Annotated in this window: 19 protein-coding genes; 13 read left to right on the top strand and 6 right to left on the bottom strand. The window is 60.3% G+C overall.

What is annotated here, in order from left to right; genetic code table 11:
- Window positions 1-30: 30 nt before the first annotated feature.
- The 5 genes from KQ933_RS20785 to KQ933_RS20805 all read right to left on the bottom strand — a co-directional run bounded on the left by KQ933_RS20785 (window position 31) and on the right by KQ933_RS20805 (window position 4,174).
- Window positions 31-999, bottom strand: coding sequence for an adenosine deaminase (locus tag KQ933_RS20785; RefSeq protein WP_216756631.1), 969 nt, complete (start codon window positions 997-999; stop codon window positions 31-33).
- Window positions 996-2,216, bottom strand: a complete 1,221-nt coding sequence (locus KQ933_RS20790) for a phosphopentomutase (protein ID WP_216756633.1) — start codon at window positions 2,214-2,216, stop codon at window positions 996-998. Before KQ933_RS20790 ends, KQ933_RS20785 begins: the two co-directional genes overlap by 4 nt.
- A 229-nt stretch (window positions 2,217-2,445) precedes the next feature.
- Window positions 2,446-3,027: a TadE/TadG family type IV pilus assembly protein gene (locus tag KQ933_RS20795; protein WP_216756635.1), complete on the bottom strand. Its 582-nt coding sequence runs from the start codon at window positions 3,025-3,027 to the stop codon at window positions 2,446-2,448.
- Window positions 3,027-3,659, bottom strand: coding sequence for a TadE/TadG family type IV pilus assembly protein (locus tag KQ933_RS20800; RefSeq protein ID WP_216756636.1), 633 nt, complete (start codon window positions 3,657-3,659; stop codon window positions 3,027-3,029). The genes KQ933_RS20795 and KQ933_RS20800 overlap by 1 nt, the downstream gene beginning before the upstream one ends.
- 113 nt (window positions 3,660-3,772) lie before the next feature.
- The gene (locus tag KQ933_RS20805) at window positions 3,773-4,174 is read right to left on the bottom strand and encodes a pilus assembly protein N-terminal domain-containing protein (RefSeq protein WP_216756638.1); all 402 of its coding nucleotides are present in this window, start codon (window positions 4,172-4,174) and stop codon (window positions 3,773-3,775) included.
- A 391-nt stretch (window positions 4,175-4,565) separates the two neighbouring features.
- Here KQ933_RS20805 and KQ933_RS20810 point away from each other — a divergent pair, with 391 nt between their 5' ends.
- The 10 genes from KQ933_RS20810 to KQ933_RS20855 all read left to right on the top strand — a co-directional run bounded on the left by KQ933_RS20810 (window position 4,566) and on the right by KQ933_RS20855 (window position 14,195).
- A complete protein-coding gene (locus KQ933_RS20810) occupies window positions 4,566-4,751 on the top strand; it encodes a Flp family type IVb pilin (protein ID WP_216756640.1) in 186 nt (61 codons plus the stop codon).
- Between the two features lie 117 nt (window positions 4,752-4,868).
- A complete protein-coding gene (locus KQ933_RS20815) occupies window positions 4,869-5,381 on the top strand; it encodes a prepilin peptidase (RefSeq protein ID WP_216756642.1) in 513 nt (170 codons plus the stop codon).
- Between the two features lie 111 nt (window positions 5,382-5,492).
- The gene (gene cpaB, locus KQ933_RS20820) at window positions 5,493-6,308 is read left to right on the top strand and encodes a Flp pilus assembly protein CpaB (RefSeq protein WP_216756644.1); all 816 of its coding nucleotides are present in this window, start codon (window positions 5,493-5,495) and stop codon (window positions 6,306-6,308) included.
- A gap of 11 nt (window positions 6,309-6,319) precedes the next feature.
- The gene (locus KQ933_RS20825; protein WP_216756645.1) at window positions 6,320-7,825 is read left to right on the top strand and encodes a type II and III secretion system protein family protein; all 1,506 of its coding nucleotides are present in this window, start codon (window positions 6,320-6,322) and stop codon (window positions 7,823-7,825) included.
- On the top strand, window positions 7,822-8,574 hold the full coding sequence (locus KQ933_RS20830) for a CpaD family pilus assembly protein (RefSeq protein WP_216756647.1): 753 nt from the start codon (window positions 7,822-7,824) through the stop codon (window positions 8,572-8,574). Before KQ933_RS20825 ends, KQ933_RS20830 begins: the two co-directional genes overlap by 4 nt.
- A 17-nt stretch (window positions 8,575-8,591) precedes the next feature.
- Window positions 8,592-9,869 carry a CpaE family protein gene (locus KQ933_RS20835; RefSeq protein WP_216756648.1) on the top strand — a complete coding sequence of 426 codons (1,278 nt, stop codon included), beginning with the start codon at window positions 8,592-8,594 and terminating at the stop codon, window positions 9,867-9,869.
- 23 nt (window positions 9,870-9,892) lie between these two features.
- Window positions 9,893-11,377: a CpaF family protein gene (locus KQ933_RS20840; protein ID WP_216756650.1), complete on the top strand. Its 1,485-nt coding sequence runs from the start codon at window positions 9,893-9,895 to the stop codon at window positions 11,375-11,377.
- Window position 11,378: 1 nt separating this feature from the next.
- Window positions 11,379-12,386: a type II secretion system F family protein gene (locus KQ933_RS20845; RefSeq protein WP_216756651.1), complete on the top strand. Its 1,008-nt coding sequence runs from the start codon at window positions 11,379-11,381 to the stop codon at window positions 12,384-12,386.
- 15 nt (window positions 12,387-12,401) lie between these two features.
- Complete coding sequence (locus tag KQ933_RS20850) at window positions 12,402-13,385, top strand: type II secretion system F family protein (protein WP_216756653.1); 984 nt, start codon at window positions 12,402-12,404, stop codon at window positions 13,383-13,385.
- Window positions 13,386-13,562: 177 nt separating this feature from the next.
- On the top strand, window positions 13,563-14,195 hold the full coding sequence (locus KQ933_RS20855) for a LysE family translocator (RefSeq protein WP_216756654.1): 633 nt from the start codon (window positions 13,563-13,565) through the stop codon (window positions 14,193-14,195).
- 1 nt (window position 14,196) lies between these two features.
- Here the strand turns inward: KQ933_RS20855 and KQ933_RS20860 are convergent, their stop codons facing one another.
- On the bottom strand, window positions 14,197-15,030 hold the full coding sequence (locus KQ933_RS20860; RefSeq protein ID WP_216756655.1) for a tetratricopeptide repeat protein: 834 nt from the start codon (window positions 15,028-15,030) through the stop codon (window positions 14,197-14,199).
- A gap of 139 nt (window positions 15,031-15,169) precedes the next feature.
- Between KQ933_RS20860 and KQ933_RS20865 the strand changes: the two genes are divergently transcribed.
- The 3 genes from KQ933_RS20865 to KQ933_RS20875 all read left to right on the top strand — a co-directional run bounded on the left by KQ933_RS20865 (window position 15,170) and on the right by KQ933_RS20875 (window position 17,903).
- A complete protein-coding gene (locus KQ933_RS20865) occupies window positions 15,170-16,561 on the top strand; it encodes a M17 family metallopeptidase (RefSeq protein WP_216756656.1) in 1,392 nt (463 codons plus the stop codon).
- Window positions 16,562-16,675: 114 nt separating this feature from the next.
- Complete coding sequence (locus tag KQ933_RS20870) at window positions 16,676-17,026, top strand: helix-turn-helix domain-containing protein (protein ID WP_216756658.1); 351 nt, start codon at window positions 16,676-16,678, stop codon at window positions 17,024-17,026.
- 22 nt (window positions 17,027-17,048) lie between these two features.
- The gene (locus tag KQ933_RS20875) at window positions 17,049-17,903 is read left to right on the top strand and encodes an NlpC/P60 family protein (RefSeq protein WP_216756660.1); all 855 of its coding nucleotides are present in this window, start codon (window positions 17,049-17,051) and stop codon (window positions 17,901-17,903) included.
- The last annotated feature ends 6 nt before the right edge of the window (window positions 17,904-17,909 follow it).

Consider the following 17,909-nt stretch of genomic DNA (forward strand, 5'->3'; position numbering starts at 1 on the left):
TTTGCCTGGAGCTTTGACAATCCCACGCCCTTAAAGGCGGGCGAGCAACGCCTTGCGGGTCTCTTCATCGACGAAGGCCGCCTCGATGGCCGTACGCGTCATCGCATTGATCTCAGCATCGCTTAAGCCGAAGGCCTGCGAGGCAAGCTCGTATTCCCGCTTGAGCGACGTATGAAAGAACGGCGGATCGTCGGAACTGATCGTCACTTTCACGCCCGCATCCCTCAGGTTGCGCAGCGGGTGCAAAGTGAAATCCGCAAAGACCTTGAGCGCGATATTCGAGCCGGGGCAGACCTCCAGCACTGTGCCGAGATCGGCAAGCCGCTTGACGAGATCGGCATCCTCGATTGCCCGCACACCGTGGCCGATACGCGAAGGGCGCACCTCATCCAATGCGTCCGAAACACTGAAGGCGCCGCAAACTTCACCGGCATGGATGGTCAGGCCAAGCCCGGCATCGCGAGCAATGTCGAAAGCGCGCGCATAATCGGCAACGCGGCCCATCCGCTCTTCTCCGGCAAGGTTGAAGCCGGTGATCAGCGGATTTTTGGCCTTCGCCGCATATTCCGCAGCGCCGATCACGCTTTCCGGGCCGAAATGCCGTTCCCCGGTCACGATCAGCCGCGCTTCGATGCCGCTCGTTGCCTTCGCCCGGCGGATGCCTTCGCAAACACCGGATATATAGGCGTCGGCGCCGAGGCCGATGCGCTTGCCGTGGTCGGGCGAAACGATGAGCTCGCTGTAGATCGTGCCGATTCCTGCAAGCTCTTCAAGATAGGTTTCCGTCAGCAGCGCATAGTCTTCCTCGGTCTTGTAGACCTCGGAAACCTTGTCATAGCATTCCAGAAAGCTTGCGAAATCATGCCAGACATAAGTGCCGTCCTGCAGATAGGCACTGATGTCGACGCCGTATTTATGTGCCTGCGCTTCCGTCAGTGCCGGGGGAGCCGCACCTTCCAGATGACAGTGCAGCTCTACCTTCTTCAAATGCGACGTCACAGAAAGCTCCTTCCATGCGGTCCGGAGGGAATACCGAGATGCCGCGCAACGCTCTCGCCGATATCGGCAAAGCTCCTGCGCACGCCGACAGAGCGCGATCTGACACCGGGACCATAGGCGATAACAGGCACGCGCTCGCGCGTATGATCGGTGCCGCGCCAGGTCGGGTCGCAGCCGTGATCGGCCGTGAGGACCACGAGATCACCGTCCCGCAGCTTCTGATGAACCTCGCTCAGGCGCGTGTCGAAGGCTTCAAGGGCCGCCGCATAACCCGCAACGTCGCGGCGATGGCCATAGAGCATGTCGAAATCGACGAAATTGGTGAAAACGAGATCGCCATCGTCAGCTTCGTCAATGGCAGCAAGGGAGGCATCCATCAGCGCGTCGTTGCCATTAGCTTTGATGACCCGTGAAATGCCTTGATGGGCGAAGATATCGCCGATCTTGCCGACGGCGTGCACATTGCGGCCATGCTGGACGAGCCGGTCGAGCAGCGTCGGTTCCGGCGGCGGCACCGAAAAGTCGCGGCGGTTGCCCGTTCTCTGGAATGTTGCCACGCTCTGGCCGATGAAGGGACGCGCGATGACGCGGCCGATATTGTAGGGATCGAGAAGGCCACGAGCGATCTGGCAGAAGTTGAGCAAGCGGTCGAGGCCGAAATAGACCTCGTGGGCAGCAACCTGGAACACGGAATCCGCTGATGTGTAGCAGATCGGCTTGCCGCTGCGCATATGCTCTTCGCCGTAGCGCGCAATGATCTCGGTTCCCGAAGCATGGCAGTTGCCGAGAATGCCGGGCACATCGGCTGCGCGGCAGAGCGCTTCGATCAGTTCCTGCGGAAAGGCATCGCCCTCGCTTGGAAAATAGCCCCAGTCGAAGGTAACAGGCGTTCCGGCGATCTCCCAATGCCCAGAAGGTGTGTCCTTGCCGCGTGAGGTTTCGTTGGCGGCGCCATAGACACCGTAGATCTCGTCCGGCAGCGGCATGCCGGCGGGAAATTGCCCGGAGGCCGCTCGCGCAATATGCAGTAGCCCGAGCGCCGACATGTTCGGGAGCGAAAGCGGGCCGGACCGCAGGCCAGCCCGGTCGGCAGCACCGGCCGCACAGAATTCGGCGATATGGCCGAGCGTGTCGGCGCCCTCATCGCCATAGGTTGCGGCATCCGGCGCCCCGCCGACGCCGAAGGAATCCAGAACGAAGAGAAAGGCACGCGCCATTTTTCACCCGTATGATCTGCTGTCGTCAGCGTATAGCTGGAACGATCTGACTACAGCGCCGCGCGTCTTTTCAGACGCGCAAAGGACGCTGTAGCACCTTAAATTACTGCATAATTCCTTAAACCGATTCTGATTTAAGGAATTATGCAGTAGCGCCCAGCCATATAATGACGGAAACCGCTTGGCAAATTCGAGGTGTGGAAGGGCTAGCGCAAAAGCGCGACGTGCTTCAGCAATCGCCGCAGGGAATATTATCGTTTTGCCGCTGGCGATAGAAATAGCTGCGGCTGATCGTGATGGTGCGCATCTCCGCCGGCATGAAGTTGGGAGCAAACACGAACAGCGCATAGGGTATGCTGAGTTCGCTTCGGATGAGGAAGCTGTTGGCCTTCTTCATTTCAGTAGGCACGTCGGAAACCGTGCTGTTCTTGGCATAAGGCGCTGCCCCCGTTGATGCCCAGGACCACATGACCGTAGGATTGGAGCTGCCGTCGATCTGAATTGCGGTGACCTTCACCAACATACCCGCGCTGTCGTAGGGCGAGTAGATTGGCGGCGCGGCCTTGGCAATATCTGTGAGCGAGCTCTTTGTGACGCTCTGTTGTTGTGTGACGATATCGGCGATCGACCCGGCGGCACGTGTCGTGCGCTTGCTGACGCTGAGACCGATCGTGATCTCGAACGCGCCGAGATAGAGCATGACCAGAACCGGGAAGATGATGGCAAACTCGATGGCGCCGACACCCTTCCGGTCGGTCGCAAAGCGCCGCGCCGTCGAAGCCAGCCGTATGAGAAGTCCGCGACGCGCCATTATGGATATTGCTCGTTCTGGAAGGCAGCCGTTGAGACGATCAAATATTCGCTCGGCATGGAACTGCCGGCCGGGCGCAGCCCCGTAATATAGGGACGCACGAGATCGACAATGATGGACCAGCGATAGTAGGCGCGCAGCATGTTGATCGAACCGGGGCCGCCGGGCGTGAACTTGAAATCCGAAACCTTCAAATCGGAATATTTGTCCGAAGACACGCGCGGGATCGTCGTCGGGATCGAAGCAAAGGTCGTGAAGTTGCGCACATCGAGATAAAGCTTGCTGGGTGTCGCCGCTTCCGTTGCCGAACAACGGATGATGATCGAAATTTCCTCGCAGAAAGCTTGCCGGAATTGGGTCTGCGTCTTGTAACTCGCACGCGCGGGATCGACAAAGGTGATCTGCCCCGTACGCATCTGGCGGCTCATCGTATCGACGGCGTTCGAGACGAGTTCTTCTGCTGCAAAGGCAATAAAGGTTTCCAGGATGGCGAATATGACGATGAAGTAGGGGATGGCCAGCAGCGCGAACTCGATCGCTGCGGAGCCGTCGCGCGAGCGGGCCAGGGCGCGAAGTCTGGATAAACGGAGGGACGCACGCACCTTGCCCGTCTCCTGCTCACTGATCGCCATAGTCTGGCCTCGAAAATGTTCTTCGGGCGCCACACTAAGGCGTGTTCGTTGATTTTCCGTTTCAGGCCGGAGCAGCTATTTTAACGAATGTGCGTGAGTCTCGTTGATGTCGTTCAGTTTGCGGACGCGGCCCCGCCTTGCTGTGAATGCTGCTCGCAATTGGGCGTGCAGGAAAGAACCGAGCGCTCCGTCTGGCGATAGACGCGTACCGTATTGCCTTCATCGATGGAGACCAGAATGCGTTCGTCCAGAATGGCGTTGCCGTCGCCATCGAGCAGCACGATGTTGGTCGTACCGAAGGCGCGGCCCGTCAATACGATTGTCTTGGCGTCGGCGACGGTCGCATCGGCAACCTTGGCATTGCCGACGATGACCTTGCTGACCGGCCGGTCGAGCTTCAGGACGCGCGCGTGGTCCATATAGACGCGCAACATGTCTTCCTGGGCGCAGGCCGCGGATGCCGTAAGAGCCGCAATCACCCAGGCAAAGAAAACGGACTTGCCGTTCGATGGCATTTTGGCCTCTTTCACGATCGCAATGCAAATTGCGGATAGAATGGAAAAAAATGGTGAACGAAGCTTTAAGCTTCCCATGCCCTGTTCATGAGTGAAACGCATCGGATCGTTTCGGTACGCGTCGATGAGGCGTGAAATCGACGGACAGCAGAAATTCGTACCATTTCTGGATGCTTGAAAGCTATTGTTCCACTTTGCTCCCGGAAATTCCTTAGAAATGCAAGCAATGCAGTAAGGAGTTACTTACCCTGACGGACCCACTTGTCTCGTTTACACCCTGTTAACGTATTTCATTAAGTCGATGGAAACGGCCATTCGGTACGTTGCAGCCATCCGATCAACGGCAACAGTTGGCGGACGTGCTGAACATCAACTGGAGTTAGGAGTAACCATGACCAAGCTTTTTAGCCGTTTTCTGAAGGATGAATCCGGCGCGACCGCAATCGAATACGGCCTGATCGCCGCCCTCATTTCCGTAGCGCTCATCGCCGGCGCCACGACGCTCGGCGGCAAGATCGGCACCACGTTCAACAATCTGGGCAACCAGATGACCAAAGCTGCGACGGCTTCTCAGTAATACAATCGCCGTCGAGCGGTGCAGGCAAGTGCCGGATTGATCCGGCAGATGGATTGATTGGGCTCACAGCTGTATTGCCGTGGGCCTTTTCTCATCCCCGTTGAGGTCGGTTGGAACATGATCGCGGCTGCAGTTTTTGTTATATTGCCACTCTGCCTCGCTATGGCGGCATTCTCGGATCTGTTTACGATGACGATCCCGAACCGCATTTCCCTGATCCTCATTACCTCTTTCGCTGTCATCGCGCCGCTCTCAGGGATGAACTGGGATGCTATCGGTATGAACCTTGCTGCCGCTGCCATAATCTTCTGTGCCTGTTTTGCGCTTTTCGCACTCAATGTGATGGGCGGCGGAGATGCCAAGCTCTTGAGTGCCACCGCACTCTGGTTCGGCTTCAATCAATCGCTTCTTTTCTTTGTAGCAAATGTCGGATTGATAGGCGGTTTCCTGACGCTGCTTATTCTACTGGTAAGGTCGCAATCGAATACTATTCTGGCCATCGGCCTGCCCATTCCCAATTCGCTCCTGCTCGCCAAGAAAATTCCCTATGGCATCGCCGTTGCGATCGGCGGCTTTCTGACCTTCCCGTCCTCGCCGCTCTTCGTTGCCGCGCTGGAAAGCCTGAAATAACGGCGATTTTTAATAAGCCGTTAACTTAGAATGTAAGTGCTTCATTAACTATAATTATACCAATTCCTGAGCATTCTGCGGGCGAACGCGTTGTGCCCCAAGGAATGATCGATGAGACCGGCCCGCCTTATTATTCTAGCTGTCGCCGTGGTGGCAGCCGGCCTTGCCGGTCTTCTTGCCATGAACATGGCCGGTAGTGGCGGTGTCGTGACGAAGGTCCAATCCGTCATCGAGAAAGAGCCGACCGTCAACGTGCTGGTCTCCAGCGCCAATCTTCCCGTCGGTGCAAGGCTGGGCGAGAATTCCGTCCACTGGATGGCCTGGCCTCAGAATGGCGTTGTCCAGGGCTTCATCACCGAGACCGATCGGCCGGACGCCATCAAGGATCTGCAGGGCGCAGTCGTGCGCTTGCCCGTCTTCGAAGGCGAGCCGATCCGTCCGGAAAAGGTCGCCGATTCCAACAGCCGTATCCTGTCTTCGCTGCTGCCGGCCGGCAAGCGCGCCGTGGCGACCGAAATCTCCGTTGCGACCGGCGCCGGCGGCTTCATCCTCCCCAATGACCGCGTTGACGTCATCATGGTGCGCAAGGGGCAGGGCACGGACAAATACATAACCGAAACCGTGCTGAGCAATGTTCGCGTTCTCGCCATCGATCAGCAGATCGAAGAGAAGGAAGACGGCACCAAGGCGGCAGTCGGCACCACTGCGACGCTGGAACTGACCCCCGACCAGACCAAGGTTCTGGCCGTCGCCCAGCAGATGGCCGATCGCCTTTCCCTTGCCCTGCGCTCGGTCGCCGACGCGCAGGAGCAGGATACCAGCGCGGCAGACTATCTGCTGAGCGGCGATAACGGCAGCGCAATCATCCAGGTCATCAAGTCCGGCTCCGTCGTCACGGATGCCACCGGCTCAGTGAAGCCGGAGTAAGGGAAATGCAGATGGGCAACTCAAAACAGCGCACCAGGCTTTTCCTGACCGGCTGCCTGTCTTTGGCAATGGCGGCGACGGGCGTTACACCGCTTTCCTTTCATGCGCCCTTCGACGTGAAGCAGGCCAATGCCGGCTCGGAAAGCCTCATCCGCATTTCGCAAAGCGGTCCCGGTGCGCATCGCCGCCTGAAGCTCGGCCTCAACAAGGCTGTTGTCGTCGACCTGCCGGAAGACGCGCATGACATTCTCGTTTCCGATCCGAGCATGGCCGATGCGGTGACCCGCACCTCGCGGCGCATCTATTTGTTCGGCAAGAAGGTCGGGCAGACTAACATCTTCGTTTTCGGCGCCAGCGGCGAGGAGGTCGTCAGCCTCGATATCGAGATCGAGCGCGATGTCTCCGGTCTCGAGACCAATCTGCGCCGCTTCATCCCCGACTCCGCGATCAAAGTCGAGATCGTCTCCGACAATATCGTTCTGACGGGTACCGTCAGAACGCCGCAGGATGCGACCCAGGCAGCCTCGCTTGCCGAAGCCTTCCTGAAAGGCGGCGAAGCCACGACGCGCACCGAGACTGCCTCCGGCACGGGGGGCGACAGTGCGGTTGCGCTGTTTGCCGAAAACCGCCAGGTCTCCCAGGTCGTCAACCTCCTGAAGATCGAGGGCGAAGACCAGGTCACGCTCAAGGTCACGATCGCCGAGGTTCGCCGTGAAGTCCTGAAACAGCTTGGTTTCGACAATCTCGTCACCAATTCCTCGGGCATGACGGTCGCCCAGCTCGGCAGCCCATCGGCCGATAGCGCCACATCCGTCGTCGGCGGCGGCCTTGCCGCACTCTTCAAGAACTCGATCGGCAAATACGATATTTCGACCTATCTGAATGCGCTGGAACAGGGAAAGGTCGTCCGCACGCTGGCCGAGCCGACGCTGACGGCGATCTCTGGCCAGGCTGCGACCTTCAATTCCGGCGGCCAGGTTCTCTATTCGACGACGGACAATAACGGCAACGTCACGGTCGTTCCCTACAATTACGGTATCAATCTGGCTTTCAAGCCGGTGGTCCTGTCTTCCGGCCGCATCGCGCTGCAGATCAAGACCAATGTTTCCGAACCGGCACCCTCGGTATCGGGCGCAGCGCCGACCTATCAGCGCCGTTCGGCCGAAACTTCGGTCGAACTTCCCTCGGGTGGTTCGATCGCTCTTGCAGGCCTCATCCGCGACAATATCTCCCAGACGATGAACGGCACGCCCGGCGTCTCGAAACTCCCGCTTCTCGGCACGCTCTTCCGCCAGAAGGGGGTCGAACGCCAGGAAACGGAGCTCGTCATCATCGCGACGCCCTATCTGGTGCGTCCGGTGGCGCGCAATCAGCTCAATCGGCCTGACGATAATTTCAGCCCGGCCAATGATGCGTCCGCCTTCTTCATGAACCGCGTCAACAAGGTTTACGGCAGCTCTCAGGCGCCGGTTGCCGATGCGCAGTTCCACGGTTCCATCGGATTTATCTACAAATGAGCGGGGCACGATCTGAACCGATGAAAACGAACAGAAATCAGGCGATGGCCCTTTGGAGCGCGAAACATTCCCGCACGACGAAGCCTCTGCTCGTTGCTGCATCGCTCGCCGTTGCAATCCTTTCCGGCTGTGCCGGCCCGCGCGATCAGTTGACGACCGGCGGTATTCCCGACGATTACCGGGAGCGCCATCCCATCGTCGTGACGGAAGCCGAACAGACGGTAGACATTCCCGTCGCCTCCAGCGATCGCCGCCTATCGATCGCCCAGCGCGAGTTGATCCGTGGTTTTGCGCAAAATTACGTGTCACGCGCCTCCGGCCCGGTCTATATCCTGTCTCCCGAGGGGTCGGCGAATGCAGGAGCGGCCCGCGCCTTGCGCAGCCAGGTTCGTGCCGAACTTGCTTCGCGCGGCATTGCCAGCAGCAGGATCATCAATACGTCCTATGCGGCAACCGGCCTTCTCGATGCCGCGCCGATACGCTTGAGCTTCACCGGTACGACGGCGGTAACGACCCAGTGCGGCCAATGGCCGAAGGATATCTCTACCGATTTCACGAACCAGAATTACTACAATTTCGGTTGTGCCTCGCAGAACAACCTCGCCGCCCAGGTCGCCAATCCGGAAGATTTCGTCGCTCCGCGCGGCATGACCCCGATCGACGCAGAGCGGCGCAATCAGGCGATCCAGGAATACCGGACGACGACGTCCACGATCGAGGACGTCGATTCCGGCCAGACCGGTTTCTGATCAGGCGGGATGGAACGATGAGCACTGTCGACTACGAGATCAGGAATACCAGCGAGCTCCGCCATGCCGAAGAGGCGATGCGCATGGGAGAACTGGAAAACATGCGGCCGCTGCCGCGCATCTCCGTTCATGCCTTCTGCGAAAGCGAGGGATTGCAGCGGGTCATGGAGCGCTGTGCCAATGACCGGCGCATGTCGAAAGTCAGTCTGCGCATCACCAGCGGCGGCACGGCCGCCGCTGCGAACATGTTCTCCGGCGCACCCACACCGAACCTGATCATCCTCGAGACCAGGGCGAACCCGGCCAGCCTGCTTGCCGAACTCGCGCCGCTCGCCGCCGTCTGCGATCCCTCGACCAAGGTCATCATCATCGGTTACTACAACGACATCAGTCTCTACCGCGATCTGATCCGTAACGGCATTTCCGAATATATGGTCCAGCCCATCGCCATGCCCGACATCATGGGGGCGATGGCGGCAATCTTCGTCGATCCGGAAGCCGAGCCGCTTGGTCGCAGCATCGCCTTTATCGGCGCCAAGGGCGGGGTCGGCGCATCGACCGTTGCTCATAATTGCGCCTTCGGCATCTCGAACCTGTTCTCGACCGAGACGATCCTGGCCGATCTCGACCTGCCCTATGGCACGGCGAATATCGATTTCGATCAGGATCCGGCTCAGGGTATTGCCGAGGCCGTCTTTGCACCGGAGCGGCTTGATGAGGTTTTCCTCGATCGCCTGCTGACCAAGTGCTCGGAGCATCTTTCGCTGCTGGCCGCCCCCTCGCTGCTCGACCGCGCCTATGATTTCGAGGGCCAGGCCTTCCAGCCTGTCATGGATGTGCTGCAGCGCAGCGCGCCAGTCACGGTGCTCGACGTTCCGCATGCCTGGTCGGACTGGACCCGTTCGGTCCTGTCGAGTGCCGACGAAGTCGTTATCTGCGCGGTTCCCGATCTCGCCAACCTGCGCAATACCAAGAACATGCTCGATGCGCTCCGCAAGATGCGCCCGAACGACAAGGCGCCGCATCTCATTCTTAATCAGGTCAGCATGCCAAAGCGGCCGGAAATCTCGATTTCCGATTTCTGCGAGCCGCTGGAAGTCGAACCGATTGCCATCATTCCCTTCGATATCGGTCTTTTCGGTAACGCCGCCAATAGCGGCCGGATGATTTCCGAGGTCGACCCGAAGTCGCCGACATCAGAGACTTTTTCGCAGATCTCGCACATCGTCACGGGACGAGTGGCGATCAAGAAATCCAGGAAGGGCGGCCTTCTCGGCCTTCTGAAGCGTAAGTGAACGAGTAGAATTGGATCGGATCAATGTTCGGAAAACGCGGAAATGAAGGTTTCGGAAAGGCCGGTGCCGGCGGTGTCGCCGCTCCGCCGCCGCCGATGCCCGCTGCCGCCCCGGCAGCGCCATCCGGTCCCGCGGTGTTCGTCGAGCCGTCGCGCGAACCTGTCCGCCAGCAGGTGGCGCCGCCGCCGATGCAGACGCCGCAGCGCAAGCGCCCCGCCCGCACGGACGAATATTACGATACCAAGGCGCAGGTTTTTTCCGCGCTGATCGATACGATCGACCTCTCGCAGCTTTCCAAGCTGGATGGCGAAAGCGCGCGCGAGGAAATCCGCGATATCGTCAACGATATCATCACCATCAAGAATTTCGCGATGTCGATCTCCGAGCAGGAGGAGCTGCTCGAGGATATCTGCAACGACGTCCTGGGCTATGGTCCGCTCGAGCCGCTGCTGGCGCGTGACGATATTGCCGATATCATGGTCAACGGCGCGGGCCAGACCTTCATCGAAGTCGGCGGTAAGACGATCGAATCCGAAATCCGTTTCCGCGACAATTCGCAGCTTCTGTCGATCTGCCAGCGCATCGTCAGCCAGGTCGGCCGCCGCGTCGATGAATCGAGCCCGATCTGCGACGCGCGCCTGCCCGATGGCTCGCGCGTCAACGTCATCGCGCCGCCGCTTTCCATCGATGGGCCGGCGCTCACCATCCGCAAATTCAAGAAAGATAAGCTGACGCTCGATCAGCTGGTCCGCTTCGGTGCGATCACGCCCGAAGGCGCAACCGTGCTGCAGATCATCGGCCGCGTCCGCTGCAACGTCATCATCTCGGGCGGCACGGGTTCGGGTAAGACGACGCTTCTGAACTGCCTGACGAACTACATCGACCGCGACGAGCGCGTCATCACCTGCGAGGATACGGCCGAACTGCAGCTCCAGCAGCCGCATGTGGTGCGCCTGGAAACCCGCCCGCCGAATATCGAAGGCGAGGGCGAGATCACCATGCGCGACCTCGTCAAGAACTGCCTGCGCATGCGTCCCGAACGCATCATCGTCGGCGAAGTGCGCGGACCGGAGGTGTTCGACCTCCTCCAGGCCATGAACACCGGCCACGACGGCTCCATGGGCACTATCCACGCCAACAACCCACGTGAATGCCTGAGCCGCATGGAATCGATGATCGCCATGGGCGGCTTCACCTTGCCGGCAAAGACCGTACGCGAGATCATCTCCTCCTCGATCGACGTCATCATCCAGGCACAGCGCCTGCGCGACGGTTCGCGCCGCATCACGCAGATCACCGAGGTGATCGGCATGGAAGGCGACGTCATCATCACTCAGGATCTGATGCGCTACGAGATCGAAGGCGAGGACGCGAGCGGCCGTCTGATCGGCCGTCACATGTCGACGGGTATAGGCAAGCCGCATTTCTGGGATCGCGCCCGCTATTACAACGAAGAAAAACGCCTCGCCGCCGCGCTCGACGAGATGGAATCGAAATCGAAGGATTGAGATGTTCGGCATCGATCCGACAGTGCTGGCAATTATCGTCCTCGCAGCCGTTGCGGCGGCCGCAGTGAGCTATGCCGTATTGTTCTCGCGTATCGAGAGCGACAAGAAATCGGCAAGCCGCATCAACCGCGTCAAGTCGGCTGAAGTCGATCGCACCAAGGTCAAGGCCGCCCGCGACCGTGTGCAGGAATTGTCGAAGCGCCGCAAATCCGTGCAGGACAATCTCAAGGATCTCGAAAAGCGGCAGCACGAAAAGACCAAGAAAACGCTGTCGCTGAAATCCCGCCTGGTGCAGGCGGGGCTGCCGATCACGCCCGTCCGCTTCTATCTTTTCAGCGCACTCTTCGCATTTGTGCTGCTGGTCTTGCTTTTCCTCGCCGGCGCATCGACACCGATCATGCTTGGTATTCCCGTGGCCGCAGGGCTTGGCCTGCCGCGCTGGGTGCTCGGCTTCCTCGTCTCGCGCCGCCAGAACAAGTTCCTCGACGAGTTTCCGAATGCGCTCGACGTCATCGTCCGCTCCATCCGCTCCGGTCTGCCACTGAACGATGCGATCCGCCTCGTTGCGACAGAGGGGGTCGAGCCCGTCAAGGGCGAATTCCGCCGTATCGTCGAATCGCAGCAGGTCGGCCTCAGCGTGCCCGAAGCCTGTGCCCGCATGACCAATCAGATGCCGCTGCAGGAAGTCAATTTTTTCGCGATCGTCATCGCCATCCAGTCGCAGGCCGGCGGCAACCTGTCGGAAGCGATCGGCAACCTTTCCAAGGTGCTGCGCGACCGCAAGAAGATGAAGGCCAAGGTTAAGGCACTGTCGATGGAAGCCAAGGCGTCTGCCGTCATCATCGGCGCCCTTCCATTCATCGTTGCCACGCTCGTCTACCTGACGTCGCCGCAATACATGATGGTCCTGTTTACCGATCCGCGCGGCCACTTCATCATGGGCTTTTCGGCGGTCTGGATGTCGATCGGCATCTTCGTGATGCGCAACATGATCAATTTCGATATCTAGCGGGAGCAGGGCAGCATGTCGGAAGAACTCGCCGCAAGATTGACCGATCCCGCCATGATCGTGGCGGTGCTCGTCGCCATCGCCGTCTTCGCCACCTTCTACACGCTTGCCGTTCCCTTTTTCGAGCGTGGCGATCTCAACAAGCGCATGAAGGCCGTCTCGACCGAGCGCGAGCAGATCCGCGCCCGCGAACGCGCCCGCCTGAATGCCGACGCCGGCGGCAAGGCCACGCTCAGAAGCCAGAACAACCGGCCCGTCCGCCAGATTGTCGAGCGTTTCAACCTGCGCAAGGCACTCGTCGACGACAACACGATGAACAAGTTGCGCGCCGCTGGTTTTCGCTCGGAAAACGCGTTGAACACTTTCCTCGTCGCGCGCTTTCTTCTGCCATTTCTCTTCCTGGCCGTTGCCGCCTTCTGGATGTTCGGTCTCGGCAACCTTGCCGACAAGGGCCTGCCGATACGGGTCTTCATCGTCATCGGCATCGCCTATGTCGGCTTCTATGCCCCAAACATCTATATCTCCAACCGGATGGGCAAGCGTCAGCACTCCATAAAGCGCGCCTGGCCGGATGCGCTGGACATGATGCTGATTTGCGTGGAATCGGGCATTTCCATCGAAGCAGCCATGCGCCGTGTTTCCGAAGAACTCGGCGAACAGTCGCCGGCGCTCGCCGAAGAAATGGTGCTGACGACCGCTGAGCTCTCTTTCCTGCCGGATCGGCGCGTGGCGCTCGAAAACCTCGCGACCCGCACCCAGATCGATCTCGTCCGTTCCGTCACACAGGCGCTCATTCAGGCAGATCGCTACGGTACGCCCGTTGCGACGGCGCTGCGCGTGCTTGCGCAGGAAGGCCGCGACGAACGTATGAACGAGGCGGAAAAAAAGGCCGCTGCCCTGCCGCCGAAGCTGACCGTGCCGATGATCCTCTTCTTCCTGCCGGTCCTGATCGCCGTCATCCTTGGTCCTGCCGGCATCCAGGTCGCCGACCGGTTCTGACGCTTGTCGCTATAAGGGAATCCGGCTAGCTTGCGCTTCCGCATAATTGGCGAAGCTGGGCCATAATCGGGAAGCACGAAAGTTTTTCGCCGCTCGCCTGCGCATCCCTCGATCATCAGGGCAATTCAGCGAAAATGTGCGGCGGTTTCGCGGGAAACAAAGAGATGGAGTTTTGCCATGTCGTCTCTCGGCATCTTTATCAGTATCATCAGTGCATTGATGATCGGCGCCATGAGCCCCGGTCCGAGTTTCGTTGTCGTCTCGCGCATTGCCATCTCCCGCTCCCGCTTTGATGGGCTCGCCGCAGCACTCGGTATGGGCGTCGGCGGCGTGACGTTCGCTATTCTCGCTCTCGCTGGTCTGACGGCGCTTCTCTCGCAGTTCGAGTGGCTCTATCTCGTGCTGAAGATCGCCGGCGGTGCCTATCTGATCTACATTGCTTTGGCGATCTGGAAGGGCGCCAGCGAACCGCTTGCGCTTTCAGGTGACATTACCGGCAAAAGCATGCCGGCGCGCAGTTTCACGGCGGCGATGCTGACGCAATTGAGCAACCCCAAAACGATCGTCGTCTACGCCAGTATCTTTGCAGCACTCCTGCCGAAGACCGTGCCGGTGGAACTTTTGCTGGCGCTGCCGGTCGGTGTCTTCCTGGTCGAAGCGGGATGGTATGCGATCGTCGCGCTCGCTTTTTCGGCCCAGCACCCGCGCAGGGTCTATATTGCTGCCAAGGCCTGGATCGACAGGGCCGCAGGCGCGGTCATGGCCGGTCTCGGCCTGCGTCTCATCCTGTCCGGCTTGAGCGGCAAATAACTCAGTTGGTATTGCTGGTGGTGGCGGACGTCGTGTCTTTCGCCGCGAGCTTCTGCCAGGAATTCTGCTGGGAAAGCATGCCACGCAGATAGGCGACATTGGCATCGGCCTGCTGCGGCGAGAGTTCGCGCCGCGCGATCTGCTCGGCCTCGGGGAAACGGCCCTGCAGCCCGACGGCGAGGGCGAGGTTCTGGCGCACGCGGCTGTCGGCGGAGGGCTGAGCTGCCGCCGAGCGAAGATAGGTTTCCGCCGTGCGCAGATCGCCCGTCAGCAGATAGGACATGCCGAGGTTGGAAAGGATCGACGGCTCGTTCGGCTGGATGTCGAGCGCATCGCGGTAGCGCTGACGTGCCTCGTTTGGTTTGCCCATTTGATCGAGGATCGCGCCTTCTGCCGAGATCAGCCGCCAGTCGGGACGGTCGGGCGTCTGTGCCCTGCCGATCGTGTCCAGCGCCTGCTGAAGCTGCCCCGCGGCTGCCTGCGCCTTGCCATAGGCGGCAAGCACATTGCGGTCACCGGGATTGGCGATGGCGACCTGCTGCATGACCGCCAGTGCCTGTGCGTCGCGCCCGTTCATGCGCAGCAGATTGGCGTAGTTGACGCCGTTGACGGGATCGCGCGGGTTCTTCTCATAGGCCTGGCCGACGCGGTCGGTGGCGGCGCGCAGTTGATTGGCGTCCATCTGCTCGACCGGCCTGTCGAGCTTCGGGATCGAGCCGGTCGTCATCCGGTCTTTTGCCGTCGTCGAGCAGCCGGCGAGCGCCAGCATGACGAGAGCAGCGGCGGTTCCTTGAAAGGCACGCTTTTTAAGAGGAGTAGAGGCCGGGAGGGGCATTGCGCGTTCCTGAATGAAATCGGCGCCTAACCTCAAAGCGGAACAGGGAAAGGTTTGACGCAATCTTCGCTCCAGCAATAGTCTGTTAACCCTAACAGACAGTTAAGAAGTGATTCTGCCCCCGCCTCTAAGGACAATCATGGCCCCCTTCCAGTTCATCGAAAGACCGACCCCTTTCAACACCAAGGGCGGGGCGACGCTGCCGATCTTCGCTGTCACGCCCGCCCATATCGAAACCGGCACCATCGATCCGATCGCGCTCGATTGGGCTCGCAAAGCCGGCTACAAGGCGGAAAGCGGTTCGTTGCTTCTGATCCCCACGGCCGAAGGCCATCTCGGCGGTGCGCTTTTCGGTCTCGGCACCAATCCGTCGGAGCAGCCCTACATTACCGGCAAGCTCGCCCGCGCGCTTCCTGCCGGCGATTGGCATATCGAGACCGCACCGCTGACGGCGAACCGCCTCGCGCTCGGCTTCGGCCTCGGCAGTTATCGTTTCGACCGTTACAAGTCTGAAAAGTCGCCCGCCGCGACGCTGATGATCCCGCGCGACGCCGACGGCAACGAGATCAAGCGCCAGCTCGCCGGCGTCTTCCTCGCCCGCGACCTCATCAACACGCCGACCAACGACATGGGTCCGGAGCAGCTCGAAGCCGCTTTCCGTGACCTGGCAACACACTACAAGGCCGAGATGTCGGTCATCATTGGTGACGACCTGCTCAAGGAAAACTTTCCGCTGGTCCATACGGTCGGCCGCGCCAGTGCCGACGCGCCGCGCCTGCTGGAGCTGCGCTGGGGCAAGAAGGGCCACCGCAAGGTTACGCTGGTCGGCAAGGGCGTCTGCTTCGATACCGGCGGCCTCGACATCAAGCCCGCTTCGTCCATGCTGCTGATGAAGAAGGACATGGGGGGTGCTGCAAACGTCATGGGCCTGGCACTCATGATCATGGATGCCAAGCTGAAGGTGGACCTGCGCGTCATCATCCCGGTCGTCGAGAATTCCATCTCGTCGAATGCCTTCCGCCCCGGCGACATCTACAAGAGCCGCAAGGGCCTGACGGTCCAGATCGACAACACCGATGCCGAAGGCCGCCTGATTTTGGCCGACGCACTCGCTTATGCCGACGAGGAAGAACCGGATCTGCTGATCGACATGGCGACCCTGACGGGTGCCGCCCGCGTCGCTCTCGGCCCCGATCTGCCGCCCTTCTTCACTGATGATGAGAACCTCGCGCAAGACCTGATGGAAGCAAGTCTCGAGACGGACGATCCGCTCTGGCGCCTGCCGCTTTACGCTGGCTACGAGAAGGACATCCGCACCAAGTTCGCCGATATCACCAACGCTCCGGCGGGCGGCATGGCGGGCGCCATCACCGCAGCACTCTTCCTGAAACGCTTCGTCGGCAAGGCGAAGAGCTGGGCGCATCTCGACATCTACGGCTGGGCGCCGAACGAGCGCGCCCATTCGCCAGGAGGAGGCGAGGCGCAGGCGATCCGCGCCCTCTACCACCATATCCGCCACAGCATCCGCTGAGCCAATTCTTAAAATTTTATTCACCTTGCGAGGCGGCATTCTGTGCCGCCTCTTGCGTGTGCGGGATATCTGCCGGAAAATGAAACGTTAGCGTAACGATTTTCCGGAGGGGCCGTGCCGATCGAACTGACCGCCTCGCAGGCGCTTGGCCTCTGGCACGGTGTCTCGCTCAACCAGGTCCGTCATGATACGCGCGATTTGACGTTGCGCCAGATGGCGATCCTGCTGCATATCTATCTCGTGCCGCCGCCGCATACGGTGCGCGGGCTGGCCGCGACGCTGAATGTGACGAAACCGGTCATCACTCGCGCGCTGGATACGATGGGCGAAATGGGCCTCGTCGATCGCGTTCGTGACGATGCCGACCGGCGAAATGTCATCATCAAGCGCACCGTCAGCGGTGCGCTCTATCTCGAAAAGCTTGGCGATCTCGTGCGCGAGCAGGGCCGCAAGCTTCCGGTCTGAAAGGCCATCTGAAAGGAATCCCATGACGATGCTCGACCGTCGCCTTCATGCCTATCGCCCGGATCTCGCGGAAGCCTGCCTTGAAGGCAAGGTCGAAGCGACGCGCTTTGTGAGCGGGACGCCGGCCCGCGTCTGCGTTCCGGTCATTGCCTTGCGTCCGCAGCCGGATCTTGCCCGTGGTGTCGATACGGAGCTGCTTTTCGGCGAGGACGTGACGGTCTTCGATCGTGCTGATGGCTGGTGCTGGGTCAAGGCCACATCCGACGGCTATGTTGGCTACCTGCCCGAGGACGCAATTGCGGAAGCAGCGACGGCCCCGACCCACATCGTCCTTCCGCAGCGCACCTTCCTCTATCCCGAGCCGGAATTGCGCAAACCGTATAAGACAGTGCTGTCTATGGGCAGTCGCGTCCATATATCAGGCGAAACGGAAGCGCGCGGCAATCACTATCTGGTGCTCGGCGACGGGACCGCGATCTTCGCGAAACATCTCCAGCCGCTCGGTGCGCTGGATGGCCAGGACTATGTCGATATCGCTGCCCGCTTCCTGGAAACACCCTATCTCTGGGGCGGCCGCTCAGGCCTTGGCATCGATTGCTCCGGCCTCATCCAGCTTGCGCTGCAGATGACCGGCAGAAGCGCGCCGCGCGATACCGATATGCAGGCGGCCGGCCTTGGCGAGCCGATCGAGCGCTCAGATGTACGCCGCGGCGATCTGGTCTTCTGGAAGGGGCATGTCGCCATCTTCGAAGATCCCGAAACCATCATCCATGCCAACGGCCACACGATGACCGTGGCGCGCGAGAATTTCGAGGCGGCCGTGAAGCGTATTGGCTGGCTGTACGAACAGCCGACAGGCTATCGGCGCCCGTTCTGAGATTGC

Source organism: Rhizobium sp. WYJ-E13, assembly GCF_018987265.1.
Lineage (GTDB): Bacteria > Pseudomonadota > Alphaproteobacteria > Rhizobiales > Rhizobiaceae > Rhizobium.

Bases quoted from the DNA above. Each gene is read 5' to 3' on its own strand.
- KQ933_RS20790 (WP_216756633.1), bottom strand. From the start codon at position 2,216: ATGGCGCGTGCCTTTCTCTTCGTTCTGGATTCCTTCGGCGTCGGCGGG.
- KQ933_RS20795 (WP_216756635.1), bottom strand. From the start codon at position 3,027: ATGGCGCGTCGCGGACTTCTCATACGGCTGGCTTCGACGGCGCGGCGC.
- KQ933_RS20800 (WP_216756636.1), bottom strand. From the start codon at position 3,659: ATGGCGATCAGTGAGCAGGAGACGGGCAAGGTGCGTGCGTCCCTCCGT.
- KQ933_RS20805 (WP_216756638.1), bottom strand. From the start codon at position 4,174: ATGCCATCGAACGGCAAGTCCGTTTTCTTTGCCTGGGTGATTGCGGCT.
- KQ933_RS20810 (WP_216756640.1), top strand. From the start codon at position 4,566: ATGACCAAGCTTTTTAGCCGTTTTCTGAAGGATGAATCCGGCGCGACC.
- KQ933_RS20815 (WP_216756642.1), top strand. From the start codon at position 4,869: ATGATCGCGGCTGCAGTTTTTGTTATATTGCCACTCTGCCTCGCTATG.
- cpaB (WP_216756644.1), top strand. From the start codon at position 5,493: ATGAGACCGGCCCGCCTTATTATTCTAGCTGTCGCCGTGGTGGCAGCC.
- KQ933_RS20825 (WP_216756645.1), top strand. From the start codon at position 6,320: ATGGGCAACTCAAAACAGCGCACCAGGCTTTTCCTGACCGGCTGCCTG.
- KQ933_RS20830 (WP_216756647.1), top strand. From the start codon at position 7,822: ATGAGCGGGGCACGATCTGAACCGATGAAAACGAACAGAAATCAGGCG.
- KQ933_RS20835 (WP_216756648.1), top strand. From the start codon at position 8,592: ATGAGCACTGTCGACTACGAGATCAGGAATACCAGCGAGCTCCGCCAT.
- KQ933_RS20840 (WP_216756650.1), top strand. From the start codon at position 9,893: ATGTTCGGAAAACGCGGAAATGAAGGTTTCGGAAAGGCCGGTGCCGGC.
- KQ933_RS20845 (WP_216756651.1), top strand. From the start codon at position 11,379: ATGTTCGGCATCGATCCGACAGTGCTGGCAATTATCGTCCTCGCAGCC.
- KQ933_RS20850 (WP_216756653.1), top strand. From the start codon at position 12,402: ATGTCGGAAGAACTCGCCGCAAGATTGACCGATCCCGCCATGATCGTG.
- KQ933_RS20855 (WP_216756654.1), top strand. From the start codon at position 13,563: ATGTCGTCTCTCGGCATCTTTATCAGTATCATCAGTGCATTGATGATC.
- KQ933_RS20860 (WP_216756655.1), bottom strand. From the start codon at position 15,030: ATGCCCCTCCCGGCCTCTACTCCTCTTAAAAAGCGTGCCTTTCAAGGA.
- KQ933_RS20865 (WP_216756656.1), top strand. From the start codon at position 15,170: ATGGCCCCCTTCCAGTTCATCGAAAGACCGACCCCTTTCAACACCAAG.
- KQ933_RS20875 (WP_216756660.1), top strand. From the start codon at position 17,049: ATGACGATGCTCGACCGTCGCCTTCATGCCTATCGCCCGGATCTCGCG.